The following is a 15,397-nucleotide window of genomic DNA, read 5'->3' on the forward strand; positions in this document are numbered from 1 at the left end:
GAAGCCTCCTGTTCACGGGCTGTGGCCCGCTTGTTGGAATTATGGGTCAGAAGCAGGTGTCGCCGTCGAGCAGGCGGCGGGCGATGGTGCGCCGCTGGATTTCCGAGGTGCCGTCGGGGATGCGCATGCTGCGGGCGAAACGGAAGCCCTCTTCCAGGCGCAGCTCGTTGGTCAGGCCCATGCCGCCATGCACCTGCATGCAGCGGTCCATCACCCGGCACAGCGCTTCGGTGGAGGATGCCTTGACGATGGAGACTTCCTTGGTCGCCGGCTGGCCCTGGTCCACCAGCCACGCGCAATGGCGCACCATGCTCTTCACCGCATAGATGTCCATCGCGCACTCGGCGAGCATCGCCTGGACCATCTGGTGCTCGGCGATCGGCTGGCCGAAGGTCTTGCGCACCTTGGCGTAGTCCAGCGCCTGGTCCAGCGCCCAGCGCGCCAGCCCCAAGCAGGACGCGGCCATGCTCAGACGCCCGGCGTTGACGCCTTCCAGCGCCGCCTGCAGGCCGCGATCGAGCGGGCCGATGCGCTGGCTGTCAGGCACCCGCACATTGTCCAGCGCGATGATGCCGATGTCCGCGCCCAGGTGGCCCATGATCGGGATCACGCTGGGCACCGAGAAGCCGGGGGTGTCGGTGGCCAGGAAGAAGCCGGTGATACCGCCCTTCCCTGCCTTCACCTTGTCCTCGTCGGTGACGGCGAAGATCATCGCGTAGTCGGCGTAGGGAGCGTTGGTGATCCACTGTTTGCTGCCGTTGAGCACCCAGTGGTCACCGTCGCGCACCGCGCGGGTGCGCATGGCCAGCACGTCGGAGCCGGCATCCGGCTCGCTGAGGCCGAAGCAGAGGGTACGCTCGCCGCTGGCGATGGCCGGCAGATACTCCTCCAGCACCTGCGGCTGCAGGTGGCGAAGCACCGGCGTCAGGCCGTTGGTGAAGGGCGACGGCAGGATCACCGTCTGGATCAGGTGCCGGGACGGCCCGACATGGGCATTCAGCCGCTCCTGCAGGTAGACCGCCGCCTGGGCGCCGAGGCCGGCACCACCCAGCGACAGGTCGCCCAGCGCGGTGTAGAAGCCGGCTTCGGCGGAGAGCCGGCGCACCCGCGCGCGCAGCTCCATCACCTGCGGCGCGTAGCGGCCATCCTCGGTGTACAGGCGACGTTCGTTGTGCAGCAGGTCAGCGTGCTGCTTCTCCAGCGGCACCACTTCCTGCTCGATGAAGCGGATCAGCGCGTCGCCTACCGCCACCCAGTCGTCAGGTACGTTGAAATCCATGGGCTTGTTCTCCTCAGACCGGGTCCCAGCCGAACACGTCGGCCGAGGTATCCAATGGCAGGAACGACGGCTTGAGCGCCGGCAGCATATGTTCGGCCAGCAACTCCGGTGTCCAGCCCTCGCCGCGGTGCAGCGAACGCAGCGGTCGCGGCTGGCTCATCAGGAACACCTCGTTGCGGCGCACGGTGAAGACCTGCCCGTTGACCTCGCTGGCCGCGTCGCTGGCGAGAAACACCGCCATGGCGGCGATCGGCGCCGGGGTCATCGACTTGACCTTCTCCACCCGCGCGGCCTGGGCCGGGTCACTGGCGGGGATCGAGCCGACCATGCGGCTCCAGGCGAATGGCGCGATGCAGTTGGAGCGCACGCCATAGCGAGCGCCATCCAGGGCGATGGACTTGGACAGCCCGACGATGCCCAGCTTGGCGGCGGCGTAATTGGCCTGGCCGAGGTTGCCCACCAGGCCGGAGGTGGAGGTCATGTGCACGAAGGCGCCGGACTTCTGCTCGCGGAACCCGGTGATCGCCGCGCGGCTCATGTAGAAGCTGCCGTAGAGGTGCACGCGGATCACCGCGTCGAATTCCTCCGGGCTCATCTGGTGGAAGATCCGGTCGCGCAGGATGCCGGCGTTGTTCACCACCGCATCGAGGCGACCGAAACTGTCCATGGCCTGCTGGACGATGCGCTGGGCGCTGTCCCACTCCGATACGCTGTCGCGGCTGAGTACCGCTTCGCCACCGGCGGCGCGGATCGCCTCGACCACTTCGCGGCCGGGGTCCTCGTCATCGGCCTCGCCGCTGACACTGACACCCACGTCGTTGACCACCACCCGCGCACCCTGCGCGGCCATCTGCAGGGCCATCTCGCGGCCGATGCCACGGCCGGAACCGGTGACGATGACGACCTTGCCTTCCATCATCTGCGAACTCATGGGTAACTCCTTCGGATTCTTGTTCTGGGCGGCTCAGCGGAACGCGCTGACGCCGGTGATCTCGCGGCCCTGGATCAGCGCCAGAATGCCGTTCATGCCGTCGGGCACCTGGAACATGCGGGCGTCGCGCCACATGCGTTCGATGCCCAGTTCCTCGGTGATGCCCATGCCGCCATGAAGCTGCATCGCCAGCCCGAGCGCGCGCTCGCAGGCCTGGGTGGCGTAGCGCTTGGCCATGGCCGAGCTGCCGTTGGCGCGCTGGCCACGGTCCATCGCATCCAGCGCCTGGTAGCAGAGCAGGCGCGCGCTGACGATCAGCGTCTGCATGTCCGCCAGGTCCTGCTGCACCAGTTGGTGCGCCGCCAGCGGCTTGCCGAACTGCTCGCGCACGCCGGCATATTCCACGCACATGTCGAAGGCCTTCTGCGCCAGGTGCACGCACATCAGGCCGATCAGCGGGCGGTTGCCGTTCCAGCCGACGGTAAGAGTCCGGGCGGCATCGCCGGCCTCGCCGATCAGGTGGCTGCGGGGAATGCGGGTTTCTTCGAACAGCACTTCGCTCAGGTGGCCCTGTTGCAGGCCGGTGACGCCAATCTCGCGCACCTCCACCGTCGACTGGCTGCGGTCCACCAGGACGCGCTGGGCGATGGGCCGGCCGCGCTCATCGTTGCCCAGAGTGCAGGAGACGTTGAGCAGGTCGCAGACCGAGGCGTTGGTGATCCAGATCTTGCGACCGCTGATGTAGACGCTGTCGCCTTCGACCCGCAGGCGGGTCTTCACCGCGTTGGAGTCAGAGCCGGCGTTGACCTCGGAGTTGGCGGTGCAGGCAATCTTGCGCCCGGCGATCAGGTCCGGCAGGTACTGCGCGGCGATCTCCGGCGGGCAGCCGGAATAGATGCGCGCCACGGTGCCTTCGTGGGAAATCAGCGACAGCGCGACAATGGCCGGCAGCTGTTCGAGGATCAGCCCGTAGTCGAGCATCTTCAGCCCGCCGCCACCGACCTCGATGGGCAGGCGCGGCGCGGTAATGCCCAGCTCGGCCAGGGCGGCGTAGATCTCCAGCATGGCGCTGCGCGGCAGCGGCTTGTCCACGGGGTGACGGGCGAGCACGGGATCGATACGGTCACGCACCATGCGCCGGGCCGCGTCGATCATCATTTCCTGGGATTCATTGGGAGCGAAGTTCATCGAAGGGCTCTCAGGCTCAGTTGCCGGTGAATTTCGGCTGACGTTTCTCGGCGAAGGCCTTGCGGCCCTCGATGCGGTCGCGGCTGTCGCGCAGCAGGCCCCAGTGCAGGTTGGCCTGGGCGACGAAATCGCGCGGCGCCAGGTGGCTGGTTTCCACCGCCAGGCGCTTGATCGCCTGCACTGCCAGCGGGCCGTTGGCGGCAATGGTCTCCGCCAGCTCCATGGCCAGGGTCAGCAACTGCCCGCGCGGCACGCAGTCGCTGATCAGGCCAATGCGCAGGGCCTGGGCGGCGTCGATGCGCTCGCCGGTCAGGGCAAGCTTCATCGCGTGGGCCGCCGGGATGGCGCGCAACAGGTACTGCACGCCGCCCACCGCCGGCACGCTGGCAACCCGTGCCTCAGGCAGGGCGAAAGAGGCCTGTTCGCTGGCGATGCGCAGGTCGCATTGCAGCGCCAGCTCCAGCCCGCCACCCAGGCAGTAGCCATGGATGGCGGCGATCATCGGTTTCCAGATCTCCAGGTCGCCGAGGTCGATCAGTCGCGTGTAGCCCCCCTCCTCGGCTTCCGCCGCGCGGCTCTTGAAGTTGCCGCTGGCGAAACCGGTGGACGGCGGCAGGGTCGCCTTGAGGTTGGCGCCGGTGCAGAACGCCTGGTCGCCGGCGCCAGTGAGGACGATGGCGCGCACCTGGTCCTCGTCCTGGGCCGTACCCAGGGCCTTGCGCAGGTGGCGCAGGTCACCGATGGTCAGGGCATTCATGGACTCCGGCGCATCCAGGGTGATGAGCGCCACGTGACCGATGATCTGGAACTGGATCGCCATGGCTCAAGCGCTCGGGCTGGACAGGGAACGGCCACCGCAGACATAGAGGGTCTGGCCGGTGATATAGGACGCCTTCGGGTCGGCGAACATCAGCACCGCATGGGCGATGTCCTCGGGCTTGCCGATGCGGCCCACGGGAATGGTCGCCATGATCTTCGCCCGCTGCTCATCGGAGAGCGGCGCGAGGATCGGCGTATCGATGGCACCCGGCGCAATGGCGTTGGCGGTGATGCCGTGCCTGGCCAGTTCGATGGCCAGGGTGCGCGTCAGGCTGATCACGCCGCCCTTGGCCGCCGAGTAGTTGGCCTGGCCGAAGCCGCCGAGCCAGGCTCGCGAGGAGATGTTGACGATGCGCCCGAAGCCCTGCTCGACCATGCCCGGCACCACGGCCTTGGCACAGAGGAACTGCGACTTGAGGTTGACGTCCAGCACCAGGTCCCAGTCCGCCTCGCTCATGTTCACCAGGCGTTTGTCGCGGGTCAGGCCGGCGTTGTTCACCAGCAGGTCCGGGGTCTTCCAGCGCGCGGCGACCTGGGCCACCGCGGCATTGACCTGGTCGGCGCTGGTGACGTCGACCTTGACGCCCATCAGGCTGTCCGCCTGGGCACCCGCTTCGGTGACCAATCGCTCCATGGCTTCGCCGTTCAGGTCGAACATGGCGACGGCGTAACCGGCGTCCAGCAAGGCTCGGGTCAGGCCCAGGCCGATGCCCTGGGCGCCACCGGTAACGATGGCGACCTGTTGGTTCAGGGATGACGTGCTCATGTGGGTCTCCTCAGACGCCCAGGATGTGTACGGCGGAAGCCGCGTGATCGACGCCGGCAATGCCGCCGCCGGTGCATTGGGTCAGCGCCAGCTCGGCGCCCTCGGCCTGGCGTTCGCCGGCGCGCTGCTGCAGTTGCCAGACCGCCTCGACCATCTGCGCGACGCCGGTGGCGCCCAGCGGATGGCCCTTGGCGAGCAAGCCGCCGGAGGGGTTGACCACGGTCTTGCCGCCCAGTCCGGTAGCCCCGCTCTTCAGCAGTTCGTGGGCTTCGCCGCGGCCGCACAGGCCGAGGGCGTTGTAGTAGATGAGTTCGGCGATGCTGAAGGCGTCGTGCAGCTCGATGACGTCGATGTCGGCCGGCTTCACCCCCGCCTGCCGGTAGGCCAGCGTGGCGGCGCGGGCGGTGATCTCGGCGGACAGGATGTCGTCGTCCGGCTCCTCGGCGCGGCCGGACTGGATGACCGACGCCAGTACCTGTACCGGGCGCGCCTGCTGCGGCTTGCGGGTGGTCAGCACCAGCGCGGCGGCGCCATCCACCGCCGAGGGGCAGCATTGCAGCAGGGTCAGCGGGTCGAAGACCGTCCGCGAGTTCAGCACCTCGTCGAGGGAAACCTCGGTGCGGGTCTGCGCGTAGGGGTTGAGCGCACCGTGACGACGGTTCTTCACCGCCACTTCCGCCAGCACCTCGGCGCCCACGCCGAACTCGTGCAGGTAGCGGGTGGCGCGCATGGCGTAGATCGCCGGCAGCGCCATGCCGGCACGGGCATAGAGTTCGGTCATGTAGTCGTTGCGCTGCAGCGGGATGGTGCCGCCGCCCAGGCTGGTGAGCTTCTCCACGCCGAACACCACCACGGTCTCGTAGATGCCGGCCTGCAGCGCATGGCAGGCCAGGTGCACGCCGGTGGCGCCACTGGCGCAGGCGTTTTCCACGTTGTAGATCGGCAGGCCGGACAGGCCCAGGTCGCGCAGCAGCACCTGGCCCAGGACCATGCCGCCGAACACGTTGCAGGCGTAGAAGGCCTGCGGCTCATGCAGTTCGATCCCGGCGTCGGCCAGCGCCTGCAACACCGACTGCTGGGTGAGATCCTGCAGGGACGCGGTGTGACGGCCGAAAGGCGTCATCGCCACGCCAGAGATATAGACCGGCTTGTTCATGCGTCCTCCTGCGGACGGAAGGCGTAGATCGGGCCGCTGTCGGAGTCGACCAGACACAGGCACAAGGCATCGCCGATGCGCGGCAGGCGACCGGCGGGATAGTCCAGGCGTGCGAACACCCGCAGTCCCTCGGGGAAGTCGGCCAGGCCCAGCGGCTGCGGCGGCTTGTTGGCCTTCGGGCTGAAATGCACGACGGTGAAGCTGTACAGCCGCGGGCTTGAATCCAGCTCCACCAGTTCGCTGCCGTCACGCAGCGGCGAAGTCTCGGGCAGCGGCGGGAAATGCAGGCCGGCGTGGCCCCGGCGGCGCGTGGCCAGCAGGACCAGGCGGCCGTCGCGCTCGCGCCAGGGTTGTTCGGCGATGCCGGGCACCGCCTCGGTTTGTGCACTCATGGGAGCTCCTTGGCTCAGACGCGTTCGAACACCGCGGCGAGCCCCTGCCCGCCGCCGATGCACATGGTTTCCAGGCCGTACCGGGCGTTGCGGCGCTGCATCTCGTGGAGCAGCGAGGTCATGATCCGCAGCCCGGTGGCGCCGATGGGGTGGCCCAGGGAGATGCCCGAGCCATTGACGTTGACCCGCGGGTCGTCTTCCAGCTGCCACTCGCGCAGCACGGCAAGCACCTGTCCGGCGAAGGCCTCGTTCACCTCGATCAGGTCCATGTCGGCCAGCTCCAGCTGCAGTCGCCGCAGCAGCTTCGCCACCGCCGGCACCGGGCCGATGCCCATGCGCAGCGGATGGCAACCGGCCGAGGCCCAGCCGGCGAAACGCGCCATCGGGCGCAGGCCGTGCTGGATCACGAAGCGCTCGGAGACCACCAGGCAGCCGGCCGCCGCGTCGTTCTGCTGGCTAGCGCTGCCGGCGGTGACGGTGCCGCCCTTGATGACCGGCGCCAGCCTGGCCATGGCGGCATAGCTGGCGTCTTCACGGATGCCTTCATCGCGGCCGAAGATCAGCGGTTCACCCTTGCGCTGCGGGACCTCGATCGGCATGACCTCGGCATCGAAACGCCCCTGGCTCCAGGCCGCCGCAGCCTTCAGGTGGCTGCCGACCGCCCAGTGGTCACAGGCTTCACGGCTGATGCCGTAGTCGCGCACCAGGTTCTCGGCGGTCTCCACCGCGCCGCCTGGGCAGTCGCCGTAGCGGCTTGCCGGCTGCGAGTTGACCCGGCCGCGGTCGAGGCGGTCATGCAGCTTCACGTCACCCAGGCGCGCGCCCCAGCGCATGCTGGTGCTGTAGTACTCGATGTTGCTCATGCTCTCGACGCCAGCCACCAGCAGGCAGTCGGCGGCGCCGGTCTGGACCTGCATGGCCGCATCGATCACCGCCTGCAGGCCGGAGCCGCAACGACGGTCCACCGAGTAGCCGGCCACTTCGTCGGGCAGGCCGGCCAGGGCGGCGGCGTAGCGGCCCATACAGGGCGCCTCGCTGGACTGGTAGGACTGCGCGACTATCACTTCGTCGACCTGTCCGGCGGGCACTCCGCTGCGCCGCAGGACTTCCTGCAGGACCCGCGCAGCCAGGTCCGCCGCCGGCACGCTGGCGAGCGCGCCGCCGAACTTGCCGATAGGCGTGCGCACGGGGGAAAGAATGTAGGCGTTGGACATGGCGGTCTCTTCTTGTGCTGTGATCAGGGTTCAGTCAGGCATCGGCGCCCAGACCGCTGGCACGCAGGCGCTCGATCAGGCCGGCGTCCAGCCCCCAGTCGCGCAGCGCCGCCTGGCCGAACTGCCCACGCGCGGGCGCTGGCTGCGGAGTGGCACCGGGGGTGCCGAGGAAGCGCGGCGCCGGAGCCGGCTGCACCACCCCGGCGATTTCCATGAAGCTGCCGCGCGCCTGGGCATGGGGATGCCCGGCGGCTTCGGCGAAGCCGAGCACCGGCGCCACGCAGGCATCGCTGTCGGCGAAGATTTCGCACCATTCGTCGCGTGGTCGCTGCAGGAAGGCGCGGATGAAGGCCTCGCGCAGGCGCGGCCAGCCGTGGCGGTCGTGCTGCGGCGGCAGGCTCTCGCCGGCCAGGCCGAGCTTGTCCAGCAGTTCGGCATAGAAGCGCGACTCCACCGGGCCGATGGCCATGTAGCCGCCGTCCAGGGTGCGGTAGGTGTCGTACCAGGGCGCGCCACCGTCGAGCAGGTTGCTGCCGCGCTCCTCGCGCCAGTTGCCCGATGCCAGCAGCCCCCAGAACACCGAACCGAGTTGGGCCGCGCCTTCGGCCATGGCAGCGTCCACCACCTGCCCGGCGCCGCCGCGCTGGACGTTGACCAGCGCCGCCAGCACACCCATGGCCAGCAACATGCCGCCACCACCGTAGTCGCCGACCAGGTTCAGCGGCGGCAGCGGGCGCCCGGCCACCGGGCCGATGCCCGAGAGCACGCCCGACAGCGCGATGTAGTTGATGTCGTGGCCGGCGCGCTGGGCCAGCGGGCCATGCTGGCCCCAGCCGGTCATGCGGCCGTAGACCAGCCCGGGATTGCGCGCCAGCGCCTGCTCCGGGCCGAGTCCGAGGCGTTCCAGCGTGCCCGGACGGAAGCCTTCGATCAGTACGTCGGCGCGTTCGATCAATTCCAGGGCGACCGCCGCAGACTCCGGGCGCTTCAGGTCGAGCGTGACGGAGCGCCGGCCACGGCCGGTGATCTCCACCTTCGGCCCATCCATCTTCGGCCCCAGATCACCGTGTGCCACGGGCCGGTCGATGCGAATCACATCCGCGCCCATGTCCGCCAGCAGCATGGTGGCAAAGGGTGCCGGGCCGATGGCCTCGAACTCCAGAACTCGAATACCGCTCAACACACCCATTGACGTCGTTCCTTGCCTTTCTGGCGCGGCTGTTGCCGCAGCGATACCGCCCATTGGCGGCTTTTCCGCATTGGAGCAACGCCCGATGGGCGTGGCCGCCACCCGCGTCGGGTGGCGGGTGGCAGCTCTCGGGGCCGGGTGGCAAAAGGCACTGGTGAAGGCTATCGCTTGTAGGCATTCTCTGAAGGACGCCCGTACAGACCGACAACAATCGCGGGCGCTCGAGACTGCCTGGAAATGCCATGGAAAAGCCCAGCACCACCACAAGAAGAACTGCCCCTGCCCCGCTCGACGAGCGGGCCGAACCCGCCCTGACCACCACCCTGGACCGCTCGCGCCTGGCCCCCCCGCGCAGCGGCGGCCGGATCATCCCGCGTGAACGTCTGGTCCAGCGCCTGGTGGAAAGCCGGCGGCGGCGCTGCACCGTGATCAAGGGCCCCGCCGGCTGGGGCAAGACCACCGTGCTGCTGGCCTGCCGCCAGCAACTGCTGTCGCTGGGCTTCGAGGTCGCCTGGCTGAGCCTCTGCGAGGAAGACAACGAACTGGGTCGCTTCATCGACTACCTGCTCGGCAGCCTGGCGCAGATCGACCTGCAGATGGTCCAGGAAGCCTCCCTGATGGAGGCGCACGGCTTCGACAGCGAATCAGTGGAGCGCACCGTCATCACCCTGGTGCAGGGCATCGCCAACAGCCGCCAGGAAGTGGTGCTGGTGCTCGACGACCTGCACAGCCTCACCGATGTCGGTATCCACCAGGCCCTGCAGTGGCTGCTGGACTATGCCCCGGCCAATCTGCACCTGGTGCTCGGCACTCGCAGCGCCGTGCCGCTCTCGCTGGCCCGGCTGCGCAGCCAGGAGCAGATTCTCGAACTGGACCTGCGAGACCTCGGATTCACCCACGACGAGACCCGGCAGTTTCTCCAGCAGCAGCTGGGCGAGTTGCCAGCCACCGAAGTGCAGCAGATCCATGAGCTGACCGACGGCTGGATCGCCGGCCTGCAACTGCTCGCCGCCAGCCGGCGAAAACCGGTCGACGCCGGCCCAGCGGTCGGTGAAACCCCTTCGCCCCTGCGCGACCATGAGGCCTTTGCGCGCTACTTCGAATCCGCCGTGCTGGCGCGCCTGGAGCCCGATGAAGTCGAACTGCTGGTGCACACCGCCGTCTGCAATCGCTTCTGCCCGGCGCTCTGCGCCGCCCTGGTGAACCGCCCCGACGCGGTGGCCGAAGCGTTGGCGCTGCTGGCCCGCCTGGAACAGGACAACCTGTTCCTCATCGCCCTGGACAGCAACGACCCGGAAAGCTGGTACCGGCTGCACCCGCTGCTGCGCGAAACCCTGCTCGGCCTGTTTGCCCGCCGTTCCCCCGAACACCAGCGCAGCGTGCACAGCCGCGCCTGGAGCTGGCTGCGCGAACGCGACCAGCTGATCGACGCGGTGCGCCATGCCGTCGCCGGTGGCGAGGCTGTCGCCGCCGCGCAACTCGTCGAGGAGCGCCTGGAAGCGCTGTATGCCCAGGGCGACCTGCGCATCCTCGTGGAGCTGGCCCGCCTGCTGCCCAGGGAACAGGTGCAGACCAGCATCCGCCTGCGCCTGCTGCTGGCCCGCATGCAGGTGTTCGCCCGAGACTTCGCTGCCTGCGAACAGAGCATCGCCGAACTTGACCGTGACGTCCCGGCGGACGACAGCGACTCGCGCTTCCGCGTCGCCATGCTGCGCGCCGTGCTGGCGGTGCAACGGGACAACACCGACGAGGCGCTGGAGATACTCCCGCAATTGTTGAATCCGCCGCCCGGCGTCAACTCGGTGATGATCGGCGGCAGCCTGAACATCCTCTCCTGGCTGTACATGAACCGCGGCGAGTACGAACGCGCACGCCAGGTGCAACTGGAGCGCCCGCCCCTGCTGGTGGATGGCGCGCCGCTGCTCGGTACTGCCGGCGGCACCCTGCAGGGTCGCTGCCTGATCGGCCTGAGCCTGGCCATGGAGGGGCAGATCGCCCAGGCCGAGCGGATCTACCGCGAGGTCATCTACGAAGCGCAGCTCCACGGCCGCTCCTGCGCCGACGCCCGACACCTGGCGACGGCGCTGCTCGGCGACACGCTCTATGAAACCAATGAGATCGACGATGCCCTGCAACTGCTGGAGCCGCAGATCGACCTGCTGGAGCGCATCTCGATTCCCGACTCGGTACTGCGCGCGCTGGAGGTGCTGGGCAAGGCGCACTGGGTGGCCGGAAACCGCCGCGAGGCATTCGCCTATCTCGAACACCTGGACGAGTACGCGCGCCGGCACCAGCTCGACCGGCTGATGGCCCACGCGCTGGTCTGGCAGGTGCACTGGCACCTGCAACTGGGCGAGGTGGTGGCCGCAGAGACCAAGCTCGCCCGGCTGGACGCCATCGCCGCACGCCACCCCGACGCCGCCACCAGCCATCGCAAGGACATCTTCATCATCGTCGAGAACGCCCACGTGCGCTGGGACGCCGCCCATGGCGACCTGCACAGCGCCACGCTGCGCCTGAACCGCATGATCGAGGCCGGCGAGCAGGACGGCCGGCAGCTCGCCGTGACGCGCCTGAAGATGCTCTGCGCGGTGTTCGACGCCCAACGCGGGCACCTCGACCAGGCCCGGGAAAAGGTCATGGCGCTGCTGCGCACGGCCCAGCGTTTGGGCCAGTTGCGTAGCGTGGTCGATGCGCACCCGGACGCCCTGCAACTGATCGAGACACTCACCCGCGACCAGCAACTCGACCCGGTGCTGGCCTTCTACGTCGAGCGCCTGCGCGGTACGCGGCGCACGGTGCTGCAACCGGTGACGGCGCAAGCAGCTCCCCGCACCACCGGCCTGCAGCTGGGGGCCGGCATGGAACCGCTGAGCGAGCGTGAACTGGAAGTGCTGCGCCTGCTGGCCCAGGCCCTGCCGAACAAGAAGATCGCGCGGGCGCTCGGCCTGTCCCACGAAACCGTGAAGTGGCACCTGCGGCACATCTACAGCAAGCTCGGCGTCGGCAGCCGGGACGAAGCGGTAGCCCGCCTGCGCGACGCGGAAACCGCCAACAACACCCCGCGCTGAAGCTGCGCCGCCACCCACTCCGGGTGGCGGCGACGGCCCGCGCGCGGCCGAGCATGGATGGACTCTTCCTGCGGAGTCCACCATGAGCACCGAACTGATCGAGCTGCGCGAGTCGCAGCTGTCCATCGCCGATGGCATCGCCACCCTTACCCACCTGAAGCCAGCGGCACGCAATGCGTTGTCGCTGGAGCTGCGTGAGGACTACGCGGACATGCTCGACCGCCTGGAGGCCGATCGCAGCATCCGCGCGCTGATCATCACCGGCTCCGGCGGCAGCTTCTGCGCGGGCGGCGATATCCGGTCGCTCAAGGAGCGCCAGCTCAGCAGCGATCCGGAGATCAATTCGGCCAACGCCATGCGCCTGCGCATCCGCCGCCTGCACGGCTGGCTGGAGCGCCTGCGGGGGCTGGAGATCCCGGTGATCGCCGCCGTCGATGGCCCGGCCTATGGCGCCGGGTTCGCCATCGCCCTGCTGGCGGATTTCATCCTCGCCTCCGAGCGCGCCTCTTTCTGCCTGCCGTTCGCCAAGCTCGGCCTGGTGCCCGACTCCGGCGCGCTCTATACGTTGCCGCGGATAGTCGGCCTGCAGAAGGCCAAGGAGCTGCTGTTCAGCGCTCGCCGGGTGGCCGTGGAGGAAGCCCGCGAGCTGGGCATCGTGCACTCGATACACCGCCCCGAAGAGCTGGCCGCCGCCGCGCAATGGCTGGCCCGGCGCTTCCTCGCTTCACCGCGCGACGCCATCGCCATGAGCAAGCGCCTGCTCAACCAGAGCTACGAAACCCCGTGGCAGGCCATGGCAGAACTGGAAGGCCTCGCCCAGGGCGTCGCCTCCACCGCGCCCTATCACGATGAAGCGGTGTCCGCCTTCCTGCGTGGCGAACCTTCCCGCTACGACTGGGACCGCGACTGAACCACCCGGCCCGGGTGGAGTAGCGCCGCCCCGCGCGCCCCTACCGTAACCAGCAGACCCTCGCGCCTCGCCGCGACAACCCGACAACACCCAACGACCGGCCCGGCCGGTCGGCAACAGGAGCCACCCGTGCACATCGAGCGCAGCGTCTTTCGCGACGACCATGAAATCTTCCGCACCACCGTGCGGCGCTTCTTCGAACGTGAGTGCGTGCCGCGCCAGGAAGCCTGGAACCAGGCCGGACAGTGGGACCGCGAGACCTGGCTGAAAGCCGGCCGCGAAGGCCTGCTGGGCATTACCCTGCCCACCGAATACGGCGGTGGTGGCGGCGATTTCGGCCACAGCGCGGTGTACAACGAGGAGTTCAACCGTGCCGGCCTGTCCGGCAACGGGATGGGCATGCACTCGGACATCATCGCCCCCTACATCGCCCGCTGCGGCAGCGAAGAACAGAAGCGCCGCTGGCTGCCCGACGCCTGCTCGGGCGAGCTGATCCTCGCCATCGCCATGACCGAACCGGGCACCGGCAGCGACCTCAAAGCGGTGCGTACTACCGCCATCCGCGACGGCAACGAGTACGTGATCAACGGCAGCAAGACCTTCATCAGCAACGGGCTGTCCGCCGACCTGGTGATCGTTGTCTGCAAGACCGATCCGGAAGCAGGCGCCAAGGGCATCAGCCTGATTGCCGTGGAAACCGACCGCACCGGCTTCCAGCGCGGACGCAAGCTGGACAAGGTCGGCCAGCACGCCCAGGACACCGCCGAGCTGTACTTCGACAACGTGCGGGTGCCGGTGGCCAACCGCCTGGGCGAGGAAGGCAAGGGCTTCGCCTACCTGATGGGCGAGCTGCCGCAGGAGCGCTTCTCCATCGCCGTTTCCGCCGCCGCGCGACTGGAGGCGGTGCTCGACCACACCCTGGACTACGTGAAGAACCGCAAGGCCTTCGGCCAGACCGTCTGGGACTTCCAGAACACCCGTTTCAAGCTCGCCGACATCAAGGCCCAGGCCACGGCCGTGCGCCTGTTGATCGACCACTACCTGGCCGAGCACATGCGTCGCCGCCTGACCCTGGAAGAAGCGGCCATCGCCAAGCTGTTCGCCACCGAAACCCTGGGCAAGGCGCTGGACGAAATGGTCCAGCTGCACGGCGGCTACGGCTACATGCTCGAGTACCCGGTGGCCCGCGCCTTCGTCGACATGCGGGTGAACCGCATCTACGGCGGCACCAGCGAAGTCATGCGCGAGCTGATCTCGCGCAAGCTCTGATCACACAAGGACAACAACCATGAGCCAGAAAGCATTCGTCGCCGGCGTCGGCATGATCCAGTTCAGGAAGCCCGGAACCAGCGACTTCTACGACGTGATGGCGGCCCAGGCGATCCGCCAGGCGCTGGAAGACGCCGGCATCGACTACCGCCTGGTGCAGCAGGCCTACGCCGGCTACGTCTACGGCGATTCCTGCTGCGGCCAGAAAGCCGTGTATCACGCCGGCATGACCGGCATCCCGGTGCTCAACGTCAACAACAACTGCGCCACCGGTTCCTCCGCCCTCTTCCTCGCCCGCCAGGCGGTGGCCAGCGGCGCGGTGGACTGTGCGCTGGCGGTGGGCTTCGAACAGATGAACCCGGGCGCGCTGAAGTCCGCCTGGCCGGATCGCCCGGCAGCGCTGGAGCGCGCCAACGCGGTGGTCAGCGAGCTGGTGACCGGCATCGACGTACCCAGCAATGCCATTCGCCAGTTCGCCGGCGCCGGCCGCGCGCACATGCAGAAGTACGGCACCAAGCTGGAAACCTTCGCCGCCATTCGCGCCAAGGCCAGCCGCCACGCCGCGCGCAACCCGCTGGCGGTGTTCCGCAACGTGGTGACCACCGAACAGGTGATGAACGATGTGGTTCTCTGGCCCGGCGTGCTGACCCGCCTGATGGCCTGCCCGCCCACCTGCGGCGCGGCGGCGGCCATCGTGGTTTCCGAAGCCTTCGCGAAGAAGCACGGCCTGCGCACCGACGTGCTGATCGCCGGCCAGTCGATGGCCACCGATATTCCGGCGTCCTTCGACACCCGCGACATGATCCGCGTGGTCGGCTTCGAGGTCACCCGCCTGGCCGCACAGCAGGCCTACGAACAGGCCGGCATCGGCGTCAACGACATCGACGTGATCGAACTGCACGACTGCTTTGCCCAGAACGAGCTGCTCACCTACGAAGGCCTCGGCCTGTGCGCCGAGGGCGAAGGCGAGAAGCTGGTGAACGACGGTGACAACACCTACGGCGGACGCTGGGTGGTCAACCCGTCCGGCGGCCTGCTTTCCAAGGGCCACCCGCTGGGCGCCACCGGCCTGGCCCAGTGCTACGAGCTGACCCACCAGCTGCGCGGCACGGCCGGGGATCGTCAGGTCGAAGCGGCGCGCATCGCTGTGCAGCACAACCTCGGCCTCGGCGGCGCGGGCGTGGTCACTGTGTACCAGAAGAACTGACGGCGG

General features: G+C 68.6%; 13 protein-coding genes. 4 read left to right on the forward strand and 9 right to left on the reverse strand.

Features of this window, described 5'->3' with window-relative positions:
- Positions 1 to 46: 46 nt before the first annotated feature.
- Genes IB261_RS18180 through IB261_RS18220 form a run of 9 tightly spaced genes read right to left on the reverse strand, consistent with a single transcriptional unit; the run spans position 47 to position 8,934 of the window.
- Positions 47 to 1,279: an acyl-CoA dehydrogenase family protein gene (locus IB261_RS18180; protein WP_192382777.1), complete on the reverse strand. Its 1,233-nt coding sequence runs from the start codon at positions 1,277 to 1,279 to the stop codon at positions 47 to 49.
- 13 nt (positions 1,280 to 1,292) lie between these two features.
- The gene (locus IB261_RS18185; protein ID WP_192382778.1) at positions 1,293 to 2,210 is read right to left on the reverse strand and encodes an SDR family oxidoreductase; all 918 of its coding nucleotides are present in this window, start codon (positions 2,208 to 2,210) and stop codon (positions 1,293 to 1,295) included.
- 33 nt (positions 2,211 to 2,243) lie between these two features.
- Positions 2,244 to 3,398: an acyl-CoA dehydrogenase family protein gene (locus tag IB261_RS18190; protein WP_192382779.1), complete on the reverse strand. Its 1,155-nt coding sequence runs from the start codon at positions 3,396 to 3,398 to the stop codon at positions 2,244 to 2,246.
- 16 nt (positions 3,399 to 3,414) lie between these two features.
- Positions 3,415 to 4,218: an enoyl-CoA hydratase/isomerase family protein gene (locus IB261_RS18195; RefSeq protein WP_192382780.1), complete on the reverse strand. Its 804-nt coding sequence runs from the start codon at positions 4,216 to 4,218 to the stop codon at positions 3,415 to 3,417.
- A 3-nt stretch (positions 4,219 to 4,221) separates the two neighbouring features.
- Positions 4,222 to 4,983: a 3-oxoacyl-ACP reductase FabG gene (fabG, locus tag IB261_RS18200; RefSeq protein WP_151187558.1), complete on the reverse strand. Its 762-nt coding sequence runs from the start codon at positions 4,981 to 4,983 to the stop codon at positions 4,222 to 4,224.
- Between the two features lie 10 nt (positions 4,984 to 4,993).
- Positions 4,994 to 6,139: a thiolase family protein gene (locus IB261_RS18205; RefSeq protein WP_192382781.1), complete on the reverse strand. Its 1,146-nt coding sequence runs from the start codon at positions 6,137 to 6,139 to the stop codon at positions 4,994 to 4,996.
- Positions 6,136 to 6,531 (reverse strand): Zn-ribbon domain-containing OB-fold protein, encoded by a 396-nt coding sequence (locus tag IB261_RS18210; RefSeq protein WP_151187560.1) that lies wholly within the window; start codon positions 6,529 to 6,531, stop codon positions 6,136 to 6,138. Before IB261_RS18210 ends, IB261_RS18205 begins: the two co-directional genes overlap by 4 nt.
- 14 nt (positions 6,532 to 6,545) lie before the next feature.
- A complete protein-coding gene (locus IB261_RS18215) occupies positions 6,546 to 7,745 on the reverse strand; it encodes an acetyl-CoA C-acetyltransferase (protein WP_192382782.1) in 1,200 nt (399 codons plus the stop codon).
- Positions 7,746 to 7,779: 34 nt separating this feature from the next.
- Positions 7,780 to 8,934 carry a CaiB/BaiF CoA transferase family protein gene (locus tag IB261_RS18220; protein ID WP_151187562.1) on the reverse strand — a complete coding sequence of 385 codons (1,155 nt, stop codon included), beginning with the start codon at positions 8,932 to 8,934 and terminating at the stop codon, positions 7,780 to 7,782.
- 242 nt (positions 8,935 to 9,176) lie between these two features.
- Between IB261_RS18220 and IB261_RS18225 the strand changes: the two genes are divergently transcribed.
- The 4 genes from IB261_RS18225 (at position 9,177) to IB261_RS18240 (ending at position 15,391) form a co-directional block, all read left to right on the forward strand.
- Entirely contained in the window at positions 9,177 to 12,005 is a 2,829-nt protein-coding gene (locus tag IB261_RS18225; protein ID WP_192382783.1) for a winged helix-turn-helix domain-containing protein, read from the forward strand.
- 82 nt (positions 12,006 to 12,087) lie between these two features.
- Positions 12,088 to 12,915: an enoyl-CoA hydratase/isomerase family protein gene (locus IB261_RS18230; RefSeq protein WP_192382784.1), complete on the forward strand. Its 828-nt coding sequence runs from the start codon at positions 12,088 to 12,090 to the stop codon at positions 12,913 to 12,915.
- Between the two features lie 129 nt (positions 12,916 to 13,044).
- Positions 13,045 to 14,184, forward strand: a complete 1,140-nt coding sequence (locus IB261_RS18235) for an acyl-CoA dehydrogenase family protein (RefSeq protein ID WP_192382785.1) — start codon at positions 13,045 to 13,047, stop codon at positions 14,182 to 14,184.
- Between the two features lie 19 nt (positions 14,185 to 14,203).
- Complete coding sequence (locus IB261_RS18240; RefSeq protein ID WP_192382786.1) at positions 14,204 to 15,391, forward strand: lipid-transfer protein; 1,188 nt, start codon at positions 14,204 to 14,206, stop codon at positions 15,389 to 15,391.
- Positions 15,392 to 15,397: the final 6 nt, after the last annotated feature.

The sequence above is a fragment of the Pseudomonas sp. PDM20 genome (assembly GCF_014852575.3).
Taxonomy (GTDB): Bacteria; Pseudomonadota; Gammaproteobacteria; order Pseudomonadales; family Pseudomonadaceae; genus Pseudomonas.